Below are 16,527 nucleotides of genomic sequence, written 5' to 3' on the forward strand. Positions count from 1 at the left end.
CTATAAGACCGGTGAGACCAAACGTGCCACGCGCATCGCCAATTGTTGTAAGCGGTGGGTCGCTTTTATATCCGCTTCGGTTATCTCTTTTGCCAGCGCAAAATCATCGAGCAGCATGTGCTCGACTTCAGTGGCGAACGCATCGTCTACGGTGAGTAGCATCACTTCAAAGTTAAGACGGAATGAACGGTTGTCCATATTGGCACTGCCAATGGCGCTGATTTCGTTATCGATTAACACCACCTTCTGATGCAAAAACCCAGGCTGGTATCGAAATATTTTTACACCCGCGCGCACGGCTTCAAAGGCATACAAGCTTGACGCCGCGTAGACGATTTTATGATCCGGTCGAGACGGTATCAAAATGCGCACATCTACCCCGCGTAACACGGCCAGTCTCAAGGCTGAGAACACCGCTTCATCAGGGACGAAGTAAGGGGTTGTAATCCACACCCTTTCGTTAGCAGCGTGAATGGCTTCGACAAAAAACAGAGAGCACGTTTCATAGGGATCGGCAGGGCCGCTGGCTAGAAATTGGCACAGTACGCCGACTTCCGGATAGCTTTGTGGAAGTATCAGTGGTGGTAATTTCCGAGCTGCCCAAAACCAGTCTTCAGCAAATGATTCCTGCAAACAGGCCACCACCGGCCCATTTACTTCAACATGGGTATCTCGCCAAGGGGACAGCGGTGGCTTGGCCCCTAGGTACTCATCCCCTACGTTATGGCCACCTACAAATCCTTTGGTGCCATCGACCACAACAACTTTACGGTGGTTGCGAAAGTTCACTTGGAACCGACTGATCCAACCACCGCGGGTGGCAAATGCCTGGGCCTGTACACCGCCTGCGCGAAGGGTCTCGGCATAAGCGTTGGGTAGGGAGTGGCTTCCAATGCTGTCATAGAGCAAATAGACAGCGACCCCTTGAGCTGCTTTCTCCAGTAACAGGGCATGTAACTTCATGCCGAGTTCGTCATCGTGGATGATAAAAAACTGAACCAGCACCACTTCTTTAGCCTCGCGAATGGCGCCGAAAATAGCATCAAACGTAGCCGTGCCATTAATCAGCAAGCGTACTGAGTTGTTTGCCAGGCAGGGCATACGTCCCAACCTTGGCATCGCCCTAAGTGAGGTATAGGCAGCAGACTTTCGGGCGGCCAGGGCTTCTTCAACCCAGGGCCTCCAGTTCAGATCGATGATCGCTTCACGCATTTCCTGATTGGCATCCCGGCGTGCGCGAATGTAATCGTCGAATGTGCTGCGGCCAAAAATCAGATAGGGGATCAATGTTAAGTAGGGAATGAAGAACAGAGACATTGCCCAGGCTATTGAGCCCTGTGCCGTTCTGACGGTGAGTATTGCATGCACAGCCGCAATTAAGCCTAAGCTGTGGACCAATAAAATTAGGTATCCGAAAAAGTGCGGGCCTAGATAATCCATGCGTATCCTTGCTCCTCAATGTTCAATGCTTAGTACAACAGACCATGTTCTGCTATGAATGTCCTAATACTTTACGGCTGCAACCTCGGCCAGTTTTCAGCGTCTAATACGGATGATCCCGTAGGAGTGACTCGATGAATGTTCGTCTGCTTGGACTAATTTTGGCCGGTGGTATTTCTCTCCCAATGGCTGCTCAGGCCCAGATGCTACAACCCGGTCTCTGGGAAGTGACCTCCAGTAACATGCAAGTAGATGGCCAGCAGTTGCCTGATTTGCAGCTAATGCTTGGCCAGTTACAGGGCATGATGACGCCTGAGCAAAAAGCGCAGCTGGAGAATCAGGGACTGACTATGGGGGGCAAAGGCGTTCGAGTGTGTCTAACGCCAGAGCAAGTTCAGACCAACGATATTCCGTTGACTGACCCCAAGTCTGGTTGTACTCAGCAGATTACTGAGCGTAGTGGAAATCAGTGGAAGTTTCGCTTTAGTTGTCCAAAAGCTCAGGGGGCAGGCGTTGCAACGTTTGCGGGTGATCGTGAGTTCACAACTCGCGTGAGTGGGACTTTCAATGCGACAGGAATTCAGCAAAAAGGCAGCATGGATACGCGCGCAGTTTGGCTAGGCCAAAGCTGTGGAACCGTCAAACCTCGAGCATGATGCTCTGAATGTCGACAGCTCGAAAAGAGCTGTCGAAATACCTGCCTATTCCATCAAGCCATCCCAATGACTTTCCGCCACAGCATCGTGGCTGTGTAAACTTTCGGCATGTACCACTTTCACGTGAAAGCCGTTAACCCCTTCCAGAGTCTTCAGCACTCGATTCAACCGCCGCGCTGCATCTTCACAAAACATTAAATTCTGTCCATTAGCTAAGGCGAATGCTTGTTCGTCTGCACGTTTCACCGCAGTTTGAACGGCCGTGCCTAATGCCTTCTCCGCCGAATTAATAATTAAACCTATGGGTAACATTTTCAGCTCTGGCTTGAGTTGGATTCGCAAGTGGGCCGTGCTCCTTTGGCTATGCGGTGTGGCCACAATGCCTAATGGGCTTCCCAGCCATGCTAGTACTTCAGAGTGCTGCAACGATTGATCAGCAAAGTCCTCGACGAATTTTTGCTGAATCAGTTGCCTAGCCAAGGCGGCCGAACAAGGGCAAGTAGATGAATACTTCAGTTCCACGTTTAGTTCCACGTGGAACATTCCGTTTTTCAATGATGCATCGAGACTCATTGGGTAGCTCCTCCAGCCACTCAGTGAGCTGACTAGAGCTGGCTGCTTTAGAAGTACTTGAGTGTGAATTCGCAGGAAGGCGCAGACAGATAAACCTTCGTGGCTATCGAGAAATTGCTGAAGAATTTCTTTCAAAAGTAGGGGGTTCAGCTCCTGTGACTCTAGGTTTTCTAGCGCTAAATAAAGGCGCGACATATGAATTCCGCGCGCGGAATCATCATCCAGGCTGACGCCTGCATCAGCAGTTGCAGTCAGCTGTTGGCCATTAATGACAATGGGGAGAGCAATACCGCACATTCCGACCCAATCCAAAGGGAGCGTCTGTTGGGTGTTTTGCGAGGCGATATCGGGCAGGGCTAAAGCAGTCATAGGAATTCCATTGGAAGGTAGGGTGTTACAGGATAACAATTGTGATGGGGTGTATTGTTATAATGTATCATTATCGAGAGCCAATTTTGGCTGCGCCAATGAGCGGGCGTTTTGACCTGCCACCCCTGATGAGGAACTCCCATGCCAAAATGTCTTCCGGTGACTGTGTTGTCCGGTTTTCTGGGTGCAGGAAAAAGCACCCTGCTGAATTATATTTTGCGTAATCGCGAGAATTTGCGTGTGGCCGTCATCGTCAATGACATGAGTGAAATCAATCTTGATGGCGCAGAAGTTCAGCGCGATGTCAGTCTCAATCGCGCAGAAGAAAAATTAGTTGAAATGAGTAATGGCTGTATTTGTTGCACCTTGCGTGAAGACTTATTGATAGAGGTCACCAAGCTGGCCAAAGAGGGACGTTTTGATTATCTGCTGATCGAGTCGACTGGGATTTCCGAGCCGCTGCCTGTGGCTGAGACCTTTACCTTTAGCGACGAATCCGGTCATAGCCTGGCCGACAGTGCGCGTCTGGATACCATGGTCACGGTAGTCGATGGCCTGAGTTTTATGCAGGATTTTCAAGCGGCAGAAAGTCTGGCATCGATGGGCGAAACCCTGGACGAAGAAGACGAACGCGCCATTACCGACTTATTGGTTGAGCAAGTTGAATTCGCTGACGTAATTTTGATCAGCAAAATTGATTTGATCAGCCACGAAGATCGCTTGGAATTAATTGCCATTCTTGGGCGCCTGAATGCACAGGCAGAAATTATTCCGATGGTGATGGGCGAAGTGCCGCTGAAAAAGATACTTAATACGGGATTGTTTAACTTTGAGCGGGCAGCTCAGGCACCTGGCTGGTTGCGAGTGTTACGCGATGAGCACGTACCCGAAACAGAGGCCTATGGCATTGCTTCGATGGTCTACCGGGCGCGTCGGCCCTTTCACCCAGGGCGTTTTTTTAATTTTATTAATCGCTCGTGGACCCACGGAAAACTACTGCGCTCCAAAGGGTTCTTTTGGCTGGCCAGCAAGTATCAGGAGGCGGGCAGTTGGTCACAGGCCGGGGGGTTGATGCGTTATGGCTACGCTGGCCGCTGGTGGCGTTTTGTGCCGCGTGATCAATGGCCTCAAGACGCCGAGACCAAAGCTGTAATTCTTCAAAAGTGGCTTCCCGAAACTGCCGATTGTCGTCAGGAATTAGTCTTTATCGGTCAGCACATGGATTTTGATGTGCTGAAAGAGGAGCTGGATAGCTGTTTGCTCAATGATGAAGAAATGGCCTTGGGCATCGAAGGCTGGCAACTGATGAGCGATCCTTTCGGTGAATGGCACGAAGGGGTAGCTGCATGATCAGTGCGAGCACGCTGACCGCACCGCCACTCATCCATCAAGTGATTGGACCGAGCCCTGAAATACTTGCGCATATTCTCGATAACAACACCAATCTGACTGTCTGGAACCGTCAATTACCCCTGCATATCGCTGATTTTGCAGCGCGATTGTTATCGCTTGATGAGCCCCTAAGCGATGTTATTTCATTCGATATTTCCGACGAGCGGTCATCGGTAGACCTCAAATGCTTGGCTTCCCGATTTAATGATCTGGAAGGCTATGAGAGCTTTATTGTCGACATTGACTGGTTGGTGAGTGCCTACGCATACCTGCTGGGCGCAAAACGCATAGGGCTGCGTCTCAGAGCCCTGGATACGGCGATGTGTCCTCGGTTTCATGTTGATCATGTGCCCGTACGGCTGATAACGACGTATGCGGGTGCAGGCAGTCAGTGGTTGAGGGAGAGCGTCTTGGAGCGTCCTCAACTCGGTCAGTTGCCTACTGAACCCCTGCACGATTCGCAGATTGAACATATGGATGCCGGTGACGTTGCCTTGCTCAAAGGAGAAAAGTGGCAAGGTAACGAAGGCTTCGGGTTGATCCATCGTTCACCGACTTTATCGCAGGGTGAACGCCGGCTGATCTTGACCCTTGATTGGCTCGCCTAAACATCAATAGGTCGTTTATTCAGGCATATTGTGGGCTTTGATCAACCAGAAGCTGGCGATGATGTTGCATAACATTCCTACCCATGTGATTGCCGGCCCACTCGGCGCGGGTAAAACCAGTCTGATACAGCATTTGATGGCTCACAAACCCGCTCACGAACGCTGGGCGGTTTTGGTCAATGAGTTCGGTCAGATAGGGCTGGACGCTGCGCTGATGAGTCAGGGCAACGACACAATTGCTATTGCTGAAGTGGCAGGCGGATGCGTGTGTTGTGTCAATGGCGCACCCTTTCAAATTGGCTTGAGCCGCCTTTTGCGCAAATCTCGTCCCGACCGGCTGTTTATAGAGCCGTCGGGCCTAGGCCATCCGGTACAAATTCTAAACCAACTCAATAGGGCTCCTTGGCAAGGAGTTCTGGCGTTGCAACCCTGCGTCATGGTGCTTGATGCGCAAGCGATGGCGCAGGGAAAACGCTTGCCAGAAACGCAGCAAGAAGCCCTGAAAAGTGCCGGTTTAGTGGTCATGAATAAATCTAATAGTGTGAAAAAAGCACAACGTGAGCAGATTGCATACAGCCTGCCAAAGTGCCCTGTTTTATGGGTCGACCATGGCTGCATCCCTTTAAATTCGCTGCCTGCAGGGCATATGAATGATATTCATCCTGTGGATAAATCATTGATTTATAAGGATTTAAATCAGACTCGCAGTATTTTTATCAGCCCTGAAACCCCTATCGTCATGATTCAAGCTCAGCCGCAAGGGTGGAGCATGGGTTGGCGTTGGCACCCTTCCATCCATTTCAATCTATGTCGGGTGCAGGAGTGGCTTTCAAGCCTTAATTACCTGCGTGCGAAGCTGGTCATCCATACCTCGCAGGGGTGGTTTTCGTTTAATTCTGTGGATAACTCGTTAGCTCAGTGGAAATCCAGTGAGTGGCGTGAGGATTCGCGCTTAGAACTCATCTTTGAAAACCCTCAAGATCAAGGTGGGCTAAAAAGTGGTCTAAAAAATTGCCTGGAGTCAGTTGAGGATAAGATTTTAGGTGGTTGAGGAGGGGGGTGAGCGGCGTAAAGCGTGCTTTTGAGTCGTTCTGTGCTGGTAAAATTGTCCTACAAAGACAACTGTACGAACGAAAATTACCTTCTTATAAATCGTTATGAAGGCTCTAATTCAATGGTTTTAGGCTGATGCAATGCGTGGATGCAGTTTTCACAACCAAGTTATCCACAGATGCTCTACCCCTAAGCACAGAACGGCTGTTCCAGGAGGAATGCCCTGAACAACCTTTCATGCTCATGGAGTCAGTGGCGAGTTTTGCTGTGATCCTGACGCCATTGGCTAAGCTCAATGACTTTTGCGCTGGAAATCTCTCTCGCATCAGGCTCTGACGCGGTTTGAATGGGGTAGGGCGGTAAGTCTATCTTTGCGCTATGGGCCCCAAATTGCGTGATGGTCCCGGTATGGCGGTGTTCACCCGTCACGGTAAACTCAAAGTTATACACACGGGCCAGGCGTTTGCGGCCGTTGGCATCCGCAATAAAGCCGATTTTTTTAAGCGCAACGTTTTCATCCAGCAATTCGATATCAAGCGTCTTGCAGTGCTGTTTGACTCGCGCCAGCGCACGTTCACGAAGGCCGTGGTTGTGCCATAGCCAGGCAGCACCTGCGGCTAACAGCATCAGCACAAACATATTTCCAAGGGTCAGCATTTACGTGCGCTCCAACAGATTGGGTTCAGCTTAACTGCGTCTTCAGTCTGTCGTATAGGTTGTGTTTAGTCGCATACTGCGCGGCTTGAATCCATCCGCAGTCTGGAATCCGGCATGAAACGTACACCTCATCTACTCGCCATCCAATCCCACGTGGTTTTCGGCCATGCCGGCAATAGCGCTGCCGTGTTTCCCATGCAGCGCGTCGGGGTAAATGTCTGGCCCTTGAACACCGTACAGTTCTCCAATCACACTCAGTATGGCCAGTGGGCAGGCGAGGTGCTTGCCCCTGAGCAGATTCCGGCGTTGGTTGAGGGTATTGCGGCTATTGGCGAGCTGGGCAACTGTGATGCCGTTCTGTCCGGCTATTTGGGCAGTGCCGCTCAAGGTCGGGCAATTCTCAGGGGTGTAGCACGCATCAAATCAGTAAACCCGCACGCGTTATACCTGTGTGATCCGGTGATGGGGCACCCTGAAAAAGGCTGCATCGTGGCCCAGGAAGTCAGTGATTTTCTGCTTGAAGAGGCCGCGGCGATGGCCGACTTTCTTTGCCCCAATCAGTTGGAGCTGGACAGCTTTTGCGGTCGTCACCCGCAGTCTTTACTCGACTGCCTGGCGATGGCCCGCAGTTTGCTGGCACGCGGTCCCAAGGCGGTGTTGGTGAAGCATTTGTCCTATCCCGGTAAGCCAGCAGATAATTTTGAAATGCTGCTGGTGACCGCCGAGGGCAATTGGCACTTGAGCCGCCCATTGCTGGCGTTCCCGCGTCAGCCTGTGGGTGTAGGTGATCTAACCTCCGGACTGTTTTTGGCGCGCGTGCTGCTAGGTGACAGCCTGGTGGCTGCATTTGAATTTACCGCCGCTGCGGTGCATGAGGTCTTGCTGGAAACGCAGGCCTGCACCAGCTACGAGCTACAACTGGTGCGTGCCCAGGACCGTATTGCGCACCCGCGTGTGCGCTTTGAGGCGGTACCGATCAATCTGTAAAGCGAAGCGTCAGATTGTAGGGGGCGAGTGTGTTCGTACCCTACAGACAAAGCGGTTCTACATCGTTTCGTCTTTCAATTCCTGATAGCGTTTTTCCAGCTCCTGACGGATCTGGCGACGTTGTTTGCCCTGAATAAAACGACGCTTATCTTCGCTGTTAACCGGTTGCAAAGGCGGCACGGCAGCCGGTTTACGGTCGTCGTCCACGGACACCATGGTGAAGAAGCAACTATTGGTGTGGCGCACTGAGCGTTCACGAATATTTTCTGTAACGACTTTAATGCCGACTTCCATCGAGGTGTTGCCGGTGTAATTAACCGATGCAAGGAAGGTCACCAGCTCGCCGACGTGAATAGGCTCGCGAAATATCACTTGGTCTACTGACAAAGTGACCACGTAACGGCCGGCATAGCGGCTGGCGCAGGCGTAAGCGACTTCATCGAGGTACTTGAGCAGGGTTCCGCCGTGAACATTGCCAGAAAAGTTGGCCATGTCCGGGGTCATCAAGACCGTCATCGAGAGTTGGGCGTTTCCGGGTTCCATAGCAGCAGGCTCGCGGTAGTGTTGCAGCATTGAAATGGGTACCTCTGCGGATACTTGTCGATTTTTGAAACAGTACTTAACGGGACGCTGCTGCTTTGGCAGCCGTCACGCTCAGCTGTATCTGTTTCCATATATTGCACCGCCTTTCTAGGGGAAGTCGCGGTGTTAACCTGCAAAAGCCCGATAAGCGGGTAATTCCTACGATACAAACAGTCTATACACACAGTCATAAAGGCTGTGTCCGACGGACTGTTGCTGCGAAACACTCAAAAAGGAGCACCACGCCATGCATGCCATCAGTTTTATTCAGGATCTGGCAGTGATCATGCTGGTCGCAGGTGTGGTGACCATTCTTTTTCACCGATTCAAGCAGCCCGTGGTGCTTGGCTACATTGTGGCCGGATTTATTATTGGCCCACATACCCCGCCTTTTGGCTTGATTCATGATGAGCAAACGATCAAGACCCTCGCTGAACTGGGCGTGATATTCCTGATGTTTTGCCTGGGCCTGGAGTTCAGCCTGCGCAAGTTATTCAAGGTGGGGGCCACGGCTTTTATCGCAGCGTTTATGGAAATAACGCTGATGATCTGGATTGGCTACGAGATTGGCCGCTGGTTCGATTGGAACACCATGGACTCGTTGTTCCTGGGCGCGATTCTGGCCATTTCTTCGACCACGATCATCGTTAAGGCCCTGAATGACCTCAAGATGAAAAACGAGCGCTTCGCGCAGCTGATTTTTGGCGTGTTGATTGTTGAGGATATTTTGGGGATCGGAATCATTGCGTTGCTGTCGAGCATCGCAGTGAGCGGGAGCGTTAGCCCGGAAGAAGTTTTTTCGACCGTCGGAAAACTTTCTTTATTTATGATTGTGGCCTTGGTTATCGGTATTTTGCTGGTGCCCAGGGTGCTGGCGTATGTGGCCCGCTTTGAAAGCAACGAGATGCTGCTGATTACCGTGCTCGGCCTGTGTTTTGGCTTTTGCCTGTTGGTGGTCAAGTTGGAATACAGCATGGTGCTCGGCGCTTTTTTGATCGGCGCTATCATGGCCGAATCACGACAACTGCTGAAAATCGAGCGTTTGATTGAGCCTGTTCGGGATCTCTTCAGTGCGATTTTCTTTGTCGCTATAGGCCTCATGCTCGACCCTGCCATTCTGTGGGAGTACGCCTTGCCAATACTGGTCATCACCTGTGCGGTGGTACTGGGCAAGATGCTTTCTTGCGGGTTGGGCGCCTTTATCGCCGGTAACGACGGTCGCACTTCATTGCGAGTTGGGATGGGACTGTCACAAATTGGCGAATTTTCTTTCATCATCGCAGCGCTGGGTATGACGTTACAGGTCACCAGCAGCTTTCTGTACCCCGTAGCGGTCGCTGTGTCCGTGTTGACGACGCTTATGACCCCTTACTTGATTCGTGCCGCAGATCCGCTCTCGCTCACGCTGGCGCAGGTCATGCCTAAACGTGTATCCCGGGTTTTTGGAATGTACGGGGAATGGCTCCGCAGTATTCAGCCGCAAGGAGAGAGGGCGATTCTCGCCGCCATGATCCGAAGAATTTTGTTGCAGGTTGGGGTTAACCTGGCCTTGGTTATCGCGATTTTTTTTACCGGTGGTTATTTCGCGCCAAGAATCACCGAGTATTTGCAGGGGTGGATGATTAAATCGAGCTGGCAACACGGAATTATCTGGGGGGCTGCCTTGCTGGTGTCATTGCCGTTCCTGATTGCGGCTTATCGCAAGCTCAAGGCGCTTTCCATGTTGCTGGCAGAGATGGGGGTCAAACCTGAAATGGCTGGGCGCCATACACAACGGGTGCGACGGATCATTGCTGAGGTCATCCCGATTCTGTCGTTGCTGGTGATTTTTTTGCTGCTGTAAGCATTGTCGGCCAGCATTCTGCCCACCAATGAGTTGCTGATCGTGATTGCGGTTGTGGCGGCGGGGGTTGCTGCGGTGTTGTGGCGTTGGTTTATCCGGGTCCATACGCGCATGCAGGTGGCGTTGCTGGAGACGCTTGATAACCATAAAGAGGGCGGTCATTGACGTTGCCCTGTGCTCTGTAGAAGCGAGCTCGCTCACGGTCGTGTTGCGGGAGCTGCCGGCTCGCTTCTACGGAGTTTCACTGCATTCAGGTATCAGCTTTCCAGCCAGACATCCCGAGCCCAGTGCCAGACCGATTCCCACGTTTCTTCGGTCACCAGTTCTTCTTCGCCAGACCACAGCACCACGGTGCCGTCTTCTTCTACGCAGTAGTAGTCGTCGCCGTCCTGACAAATCGGGATCAGTTCACGGGGCACGCCCAGGTCCCATGCAGTCGCGGCCACTTCAGGCAGATAGGTATGGGACTGTGGATCCGTCACGGTTACGGGTTCCAGGCTGCCATACACCACGTCGCTGACGGTCAACAAAAACTCTTTGAAGACAAACGGAATGTCGATGAACAGTTGTTCTTCGATTTCAACCAGTTGGTCTTCGTCTGGCAGTTCCAGGGGAACCGGCACAGGCTCATTTTTTTCACGTAGTTCTTCGATGATCTCTTCCACGACCTCTATCCTCATACTCTATGGCGCGGTTTTATAAGACGCGCTTTATACAGTAGCTTGTTATAAGTGCAATCGTGAAATGCAAAGCCCCGGACAAGTCCGGGGCTTTGATTACAACATGTGATAGGTGCAGATCAACCGTTTTGGCGGATACCGGCAACCAGCCAAGGCTGGTTCTCGCCTTGCTGGCGCTCCATGTTCCAGCTCTCGCTGAAAGCTTCGCCCTGATCAAAACGCGAAGTTTTCGAAACGCCGCTGAATGTCAGTGTAGCGATGGTCTTGTCGGCGCGATCATCCAGGCCGTCCAGTTGCACGGTCAGGTTGTCGATGTAGGTGGACTGGAAGCCATCACCCAGATCAGCGCGTTCACGCTTGAGGAAATCAAGCATTTGAGGTGTAACGAACTCGGCGATTTTATCCATTTCGTTGGCATCCCAATGCTGTTGCAGGGACTGGAAATGGTTACGTGCAGCTTCCAGGAAGTTCTGCTCGTTGAACCAGGCCGGAGCGTTGATCACCGGGCGTGCTGCCGGAGCGGCTGAACCACCGCCGAATATCGACGAAGTGGCAGGCTTGGCATCGAACGTTTCACGCTGCATCGACGCAGGACCTGCTGGAGCCATCATTTCAGTTTGTTGCTTGCGGCGACGGGCGGCAATGAAGCGGAAGATCAGGAAGGCAATGACTGCCATGATCAAGATGTCGAAGAACTGCATGCCCTGGAAGCCACCGCCCATAAACATGGATGCCAGCAGGCCACCGGCAGCGAGGCCAGCCAGAGGGCCTAACCAGCGCGAAGCACCACCGGCTTTAGCGGCAGCGCCTGCAGCAGCAGGGGCTGCGGCGGGTGCAGGTGCGGCTTGACGAGTTTGGTGGCTAGGGGCCGAGCCAAAGCTTTTGCCACCGCCAAAGCGTTTGGCGTTAGCGTCGAGGCTCATCGTTAAACCGATGCACAACGCCATGGCGATGCTAAGAAAACGTTTCATAAAGGGAATTCCCATTTGTGGATGACACGCGCGCCATGTTGCACAGGTCAAGGGTGACTGGCTAGCGGTGAAGTGTTTCGGGCTTTTGCCCGATAGCGTGTAGGAAGGTTCTGTTTAATTTGTAGTCGATACCTCTGGCTTCCCAGCCTAAGCCAGCGAAGCTACAAAAGGCCTAGCCTTTTAATGCCAGTCGCAGGACGGTACGTAAGGACGTGGCGACATCAGAACTGACATGCTTAATCCCTACGTTGGCAAACATCGCAGTCAGCGCCGCGAACGTAGCTGACAGAAGGGCCTATATTACCCACCTTATTGTCAGCTAGCTGTCCGGCGGCTGTCAGACCGCTTCAAGTTTGGCGTAGCCCATCATTAGCCACTTGCTGCCTTCCGGGAAGTTCACCTGTACACGTGCCTGAGCGCCGGCGCCCTCGAAATTGAGGATTACGCCTTCGCCGAAGACCGCGTGGCGAACCAGTTGACCCAGCTTGAATTCGGTTTCGGGAATATCCGAACCGCCAAACAAGGTGCTGGCGCTTTGCTTCTGACCGCCGCCGAAAGGACGGCTGACACTGTTGGACAATCGAACTTCCTGTATCAACCCTTTGGGTATCTCGCGGACGAATCGTGAAACCTTGTTGTAGGTTTCACTGCCGTAGAGGCGACGGGTTTCAGCATAGGTCATCACCAGGTTTTGCATTGCCCGAGTGATGCCCACGTAGGCCAGACGGCGTTCCTCTTCAAGGCGGCCGGGTTCTTCAAGGCTCATCTTGTGTGGGAACAGGCCCTCTTCCATGCCCACGAGGAACACATACGGGAACTCCAGACCTTTGGCGCTGTGCAGCGTCATCAACTGGATACCGTCTTCGTGTTCTTCTGCCTGTGTGTCGCCAGCTTCCAGTGACGCGTGGCCAAGGAATGCGGCTAATGGCGAGAGCTCTTCGTCTTCTTCGTTGTTCTCGAAGTTACGTGCAGCGCTGACCAGCTCCTCAAGGTTTTCTACCCGGGCCTGGCCTTTTTCGCCTTTTTCGGCTTGATGGTAGGCAATCAGTCCACTTTGCTCGATCACCGTTTGAGTCATTAGGTGCAGCGGCATCTCCATGACCTTCGCTGCGAGGCCTTCGATCAGTTCAATAAATCCTGAGATGGCGCCCGAAGCACGACCAGGCAACGCTTTATTGGCGATGAGCTGGCGCATGGCTTCCCACATGGAGACATCGCTGTGACGCGCGTGCTCACGAATGGCCTCAACTGTTTTTTCGCCGATTCCGCGAGCAGGAACGTTAATGACCCGCTCCAGTGCCGCATCGTTGCCGCGGCCTTCCAACAGTCGCATGTAGGCCATGGCATTTTTGATTTCTGCGCGTTCAAAGAAGCGCTGACCACCGTAAATTCGGTATGGAATACGTTCACGCAGTAACGCTTCTTCAAGCACCCGTGATTGAGCGTTGGAGCGGTACAAAATGGCGATGTCTTTGTGAGCCAGGCCCGTTTTCAGAGCGCTTTCGATGGTTTCGACGACGTAACGCGCTTCATCGTGTTCGTTGAAAGCTGCGTACAGATTAATCGCTTCGCCTTCGCCGCCATCTGTCCACAGCTCTTTACCCATGCGCCCACTGTTGTTGGCAATCAGGGCGTTGGCCGCTTTAAGAATGCCGGCAGTTGAACGGTAGTTCTGTTCCAGACGAATGGTTTCAGCGTCCGGGAAGTCAGTGGAATATTGGTAGATATTTTCAATCTTCGCGCCACGCCACCCATAGATCGACTGATCGTCATCGCCCACGACCATCAAGCTGTCGCCGCCCTGTGCCAGAAGACGCAGCCACGCGTACTGCACGGCGTTGGTGTCCTGAAACTCGTCCACCAGAATATGCCGGAAGCGTTTCTGGTAGTGCGCCAGTAATCCCGGGTTATCCCGCCACAGATCAAGCGCCCGCAGCAGCAGTTCAGAGAAATCAATCACGCCTGCCCGCTGGCACGCAACTTCATAGGCTTCGTAAATGCTGCGCATGGTGGCCAGGAACAAATCACCACTGGCCTGAATGTGTTGTGGTCGCAGGCCTTCATCTTTCTGGCCGTTGATAAACCATTGCGCCTGTCGTACAGGCCAGCGCTGTTCGTCCAGCCCCAGTTCACGGATCACACGTTTGACCAAGCGTTGCTGGTCATCGCTGTCGAGAATCTGGAACGTCTGGCTCAAACCGGCTTCCTGCCAGTGAGCACGCAGCAGGCGGTGAGCCAGGCCGTGGAACGTACCCACCCACATACCGGCCGGGTTGATACCCATCAGCTGTTCGATGCGATGGCGCATCTCGGCAGCGGCCTTGTTGGTGAAGGTCACCGACAGCACTGAGTGCGGGGACGCATTTTCGACCTGGATTAACCAAGCGATACGGTGCACCAGCACACGGGTTTTGCCGGAACCTGCGCCGGCCAGAACCAACTGACGCCCGACACTGGCCGTGACGGCCTGACGTTGGGCATCGTTGAGAGAATTTAACAAGAGAGAGAGATCATCGCGCATCTGAGCATTCTAGGGCGCGCGGCCAACCCCGGCAAACCCCAATGCCAATCGGGTCCGCCTTATTTTGTCGTCCCTAAGGCTGTTTATATGAACAGGTATACCGGGAGGCATGTATTTATTTGAATTGTTTTGGGAAATTGGATCCATTCATAAGCGTTTTATCCCGTTTGGTCATGTGCATTGCTTGTGTATGCTCAGGGTACTTTTTAGTCACCCACTTATAAGAATTTTGCTGATGATTCAGGGTTTTAGCTCGCTGGGTATTTCTTTTGGCGTAGGCGCTGGGTGTTTGCTGTCCTTGGGCGCTGTTCTTGTCTGGCAAGTCAAAAAACGCTATGTCGCAGGGAATGCGCAGCAACAAAAACTCTTGGAAGATCTGCAACTCGCCAACACTCGCAGCGAGCAATTGAACGCTGTGCTTGCGCGAGAAATAGAACAGCGGCGTTTAGCGGCAACCGTGTTTGAAGCGGCCAGTGAAGGCATCGTTATTCTTGATCCTGCCTACACCCTACTGGCAGTCAATCAAGCTTTTAGCCGTATCAGCGGTTATTCGGTTGAGGAGTTGGTGGGGTATCGGGTGGCTGAACTGGCGTGTGGTCGCGACGCCTTTCGGCATTCTCCGATCATTCAACAATCGCTTGATCAACAGGACAGTTGGCAGGGTGGGTTAGTTGAGGCCCGTAAAAGTGGCGAGCTTTACCCGCAATGGTTGCAGCTCAAAGTGGTGCGCGATGCCGCCGATACAATCAGTCATATCGTGGCTTTCATTAGCGATTTGTCGGCGCGACGGATTTCTGAAGAGCGAGTGCGGCACCTCACTCATTTTGATGAACTGACGGGGTTGGCCAACCGCCTTTTGTTTAAAGAGCGCCTTGAAGAAGCTAATCAACGTTTGCGACCAGGCTCACGCAGCCTCGCATTGCTGCACATCGACCTTGACCGTTTCAAACGGCTCAATGACAGCCTTGGCCATGAGCTGGCCGACCAAGTACTGCAGCATGTTGCTGAGCGCATGAAAAAGGCCATGCCCGAGGCCTACACCATTGCGCGATTATCGGGTGACGAATTTGCAGTGTTGTTTGACACCTATGGCAGCTTGACCAGCCTGGCGCGTGTCACTACTCGACTGTTAAGCAAGCTTGGCAAGCCACTGTTGATTGATGGTCATGAGTTGGTGATCAGTGCATCAATTGGCATTAGTTTGATGTCTGACAGCGTTCGTGACGGTGCGATGCTGGTCAATCAGGCCAGTCAAGCCATGCAGCAAGCCAAACATATAGGCGGCGGTACTTTTCAGTTTTTCAGTCATAGCTTGCAGCACAGCACACTGGAACGATTTCAGCTGGAGAATCTGTTGCGCAAGGCGATTGTCGAAGGCCAGCTCAACGTGTTCTATCAACCTAAGTTATGCCTGAAAACAGGTCGTTTGCATGCCGCTGAAGCCTTGGTACGTTGGGATCATCCACAGTTGGGCAGCGTGCCCCCCAGCGACTTTATCGCACTGGCTGAAGAAACAGGTCTGATCGCTGCAATTGGCGGGTTCGTCCTTCGTGAAGCCTGCCGTCAGGCGTGTGAATGGCAGCGTGCAGGGCTGGCGTCGATACGGGTATCGGTGAACGTGTCGGGGCATCAGTTGCGTCAAGGGAAGTTGGTCAGTCAAGTGCGACAAGTCCTCGAAGAAACCGGATTGGCACCGCACTGCCTTGAGCTTGAGCTAACCGAAAGTCAGTTGCTCGACAATGTCGAAAGCGTAATCGTGGCCTTTCAACAATTGCATGAGTTGGGTGTGAAACTGGCGATTGATGATTTTGGCACCGGCTATTCGTCCCTCAGCTATCTCAAGCGATTAGCTGTCGACTATGTGAAGATCGATAAGACGTTCATTCGCGGTGTAGGGCATTGCAGTGAAGACGATGCGATCACCATAGCGATTATTGCTATGGCCCACAGTCTCGACTTGCAGGTGGTTGCTGAAGGCGTTGAAGACGAGACACAGCTTGCTTTTCTTAAACAGCAGCAGTGCGACGAAGTGCAGGGGTACTTGATCAGCCGACCGGTTAACGCAACGGCTTTGGGCGATTTATTGCGTTGCGGTGTGGTTATTTTGTAGTGCTCATAAGTGAGGCTTCACAGGGGGTACAGGTTTTTAGATGACGTATTGGTTGGGCAAAAAGCGAATTCTTGTAGTATAACTA

12 protein-coding genes and 2 pseudogenes are annotated in these 16,527 nt (G+C 52.5%); 7 read left to right on the forward strand and 7 right to left on the reverse strand.

The genetic code is table 11. The features are described 5' to 3' along the window. Positions 1-1,440, reverse strand: a complete 1,440-nt coding sequence (cls, locus tag ACI7MX_RS06475) for a cardiolipin synthase (RefSeq protein WP_314489955.1) — start codon at positions 1,438-1,440, stop codon at positions 1-3. Between the two features lie 134 nt (positions 1,441-1,574). Between cls and ACI7MX_RS06480 the strand changes: the two genes are divergently transcribed. Further along, positions 1,575-2,096 carry a DUF3617 domain-containing protein gene (locus ACI7MX_RS06480; RefSeq protein WP_405583976.1) on the forward strand — a complete coding sequence of 174 codons (522 nt, stop codon included), beginning with the start codon at positions 1,575-1,577 and terminating at the stop codon, positions 2,094-2,096. A 45-nt stretch (positions 2,097-2,141) separates the two neighbouring features. On the opposite strand, the gene folE2 is transcribed toward ACI7MX_RS06480, so the two are convergent. Next, entirely contained in the window at positions 2,142-3,038 is an 897-nt protein-coding gene (gene folE2 / locus ACI7MX_RS06485) for a GTP cyclohydrolase FolE2 (protein WP_405583973.1), read from the reverse strand. Positions 3,039-3,179: 141 nt separating this feature from the next. On the opposite strand from folE2, the gene zigA reads away from it, so the two are divergent. The 3 genes from zigA to ACI7MX_RS06500 all read left to right on the forward strand — a co-directional run bounded on the left by zigA (position 3,180) and on the right by ACI7MX_RS06500 (position 6,089). After that, on the forward strand, positions 3,180-4,388 hold the full coding sequence (zigA, locus tag ACI7MX_RS06490; protein WP_405583970.1) for a zinc metallochaperone GTPase ZigA: 1,209 nt from the start codon (positions 3,180-3,182) through the stop codon (positions 4,386-4,388). Further along, positions 4,385-5,038, forward strand: coding sequence for a DUF1826 domain-containing protein (locus tag ACI7MX_RS06495; protein ID WP_405583967.1), 654 nt, complete (start codon positions 4,385-4,387; stop codon positions 5,036-5,038). Before zigA ends, ACI7MX_RS06495 begins: the two co-directional genes overlap by 4 nt. 61 nt (positions 5,039-5,099) lie before the next feature. Continuing rightward, positions 5,100-6,089: a CobW family GTP-binding protein gene (locus tag ACI7MX_RS06500; protein ID WP_405584612.1), complete on the forward strand. Its 990-nt coding sequence runs from the start codon at positions 5,100-5,102 to the stop codon at positions 6,087-6,089. A gap of 251 nt (positions 6,090-6,340) precedes the next feature. Here the strand turns inward: ACI7MX_RS06500 and ACI7MX_RS06505 are convergent, their stop codons facing one another. After that, complete coding sequence (locus tag ACI7MX_RS06505; RefSeq protein WP_314489961.1) at positions 6,341-6,748, reverse strand: DUF3301 domain-containing protein; 408 nt, start codon at positions 6,746-6,748, stop codon at positions 6,341-6,343. 114 nt (positions 6,749-6,862) lie between these two features. On the opposite strand from ACI7MX_RS06505, the gene pdxY reads away from it, so the two are divergent. Next, entirely contained in the window at positions 6,863-7,735 is an 873-nt protein-coding gene (pdxY, locus tag ACI7MX_RS06510) for a pyridoxal kinase PdxY (protein ID WP_314489963.1), read from the forward strand. A 57-nt stretch (positions 7,736-7,792) separates the two neighbouring features. Here pdxY and ACI7MX_RS06515 read toward each other — a convergent pair whose 3' ends face one another. Beyond that, complete coding sequence (locus ACI7MX_RS06515) at positions 7,793-8,278, reverse strand: acyl-CoA thioesterase (protein ID WP_153377625.1); 486 nt, start codon at positions 8,276-8,278, stop codon at positions 7,793-7,795. Positions 8,279-8,564: 286 nt separating this feature from the next. On the opposite strand from ACI7MX_RS06515, the pseudogene ACI7MX_RS06520 reads away from it, so the two are divergent. Beyond that, positions 8,565-10,325: pseudogene (locus ACI7MX_RS06520) on the forward strand (cation:proton antiporter). Between the two features lie 92 nt (positions 10,326-10,417). Here ACI7MX_RS06520 and ACI7MX_RS06525 read toward each other — a convergent pair. The 3 genes from ACI7MX_RS06525 to uvrD form a co-directional block, all read right to left on the reverse strand. Then, a complete protein-coding gene (locus ACI7MX_RS06525) occupies positions 10,418-10,825 on the reverse strand; it encodes an SMI1/KNR4 family protein (protein ID WP_122783528.1) in 408 nt (135 codons plus the stop codon). Between the two features lie 134 nt (positions 10,826-10,959). After that, positions 10,960-11,811 carry a Tim44 domain-containing protein gene (locus tag ACI7MX_RS06530; RefSeq protein ID WP_405583962.1) on the reverse strand — a complete coding sequence of 284 codons (852 nt, stop codon included), beginning with the start codon at positions 11,809-11,811 and terminating at the stop codon, positions 10,960-10,962. A gap of 337 nt (positions 11,812-12,148) precedes the next feature. After that, on the reverse strand, positions 12,149-14,332 hold the full coding sequence (gene uvrD / locus ACI7MX_RS06535; protein WP_314489969.1) for a DNA helicase II: 2,184 nt from the start codon (positions 14,330-14,332) through the stop codon (positions 12,149-12,151). A 433-nt stretch (positions 14,333-14,765) separates the two neighbouring features. On the opposite strand from uvrD, the pseudogene ACI7MX_RS06540 reads away from it, so the two are divergent. Next, positions 14,766-16,442 (forward strand): annotated as a pseudogene (locus tag ACI7MX_RS06540) (putative bifunctional diguanylate cyclase/phosphodiesterase); the annotation flags it as partial. Positions 16,443-16,527: the final 85 nt, after the last annotated feature.

Origin of the sequence: Pseudomonas sp. 2024-210 (assembly GCF_045062345.1) — a bacterium.
Classification (GTDB): Bacteria; Pseudomonadota; Gammaproteobacteria; order Pseudomonadales; family Pseudomonadaceae; genus Aquipseudomonas.

Bases quoted from the DNA above. Each gene is read 5' to 3' on its own strand.
- ACI7MX_RS06530 (WP_405583962.1), bottom strand. From the start codon at position 11,811: ATGAAACGTTTTCTTAGCATCGCCATGGCGTTGTGCATCGGTTTAACG.
- ACI7MX_RS06500 (WP_405584612.1), top strand. From the start codon at position 5,100: ATGTTGCATAACATTCCTACCCATGTGATTGCCGGCCCACTCGGCGCG.
- zigA (WP_405583970.1), top strand. From the start codon at position 3,180: ATGCCAAAATGTCTTCCGGTGACTGTGTTGTCCGGTTTTCTGGGTGCA.
- ACI7MX_RS06505 (WP_314489961.1), bottom strand. From the start codon at position 6,748: ATGCTGACCCTTGGAAATATGTTTGTGCTGATGCTGTTAGCCGCAGGT.
- cls (WP_314489955.1), bottom strand. From the start codon at position 1,440: ATGGATTATCTAGGCCCGCACTTTTTCGGATACCTAATTTTATTGGTC.
- ACI7MX_RS06515 (WP_153377625.1), bottom strand. From the start codon at position 8,278: ATGGAACCCGGAAACGCCCAACTCTCGATGACGGTCTTGATGACCCCG.
- folE2 (WP_405583973.1), bottom strand. From the start codon at position 3,038: ATGACTGCTTTAGCCCTGCCCGATATCGCCTCGCAAAACACCCAACAG.
- ACI7MX_RS06480 (WP_405583976.1), top strand. From the start codon at position 1,575: ATGAATGTTCGTCTGCTTGGACTAATTTTGGCCGGTGGTATTTCTCTC.
- pdxY (WP_314489963.1), top strand. From the start codon at position 6,863: ATGAAACGTACACCTCATCTACTCGCCATCCAATCCCACGTGGTTTTC.
- ACI7MX_RS06495 (WP_405583967.1), top strand. From the start codon at position 4,385: ATGATCAGTGCGAGCACGCTGACCGCACCGCCACTCATCCATCAAGTG.
- uvrD (WP_314489969.1), bottom strand. From the start codon at position 14,332: ATGCGCGATGATCTCTCTCTCTTGTTAAATTCTCTCAACGATGCCCAA.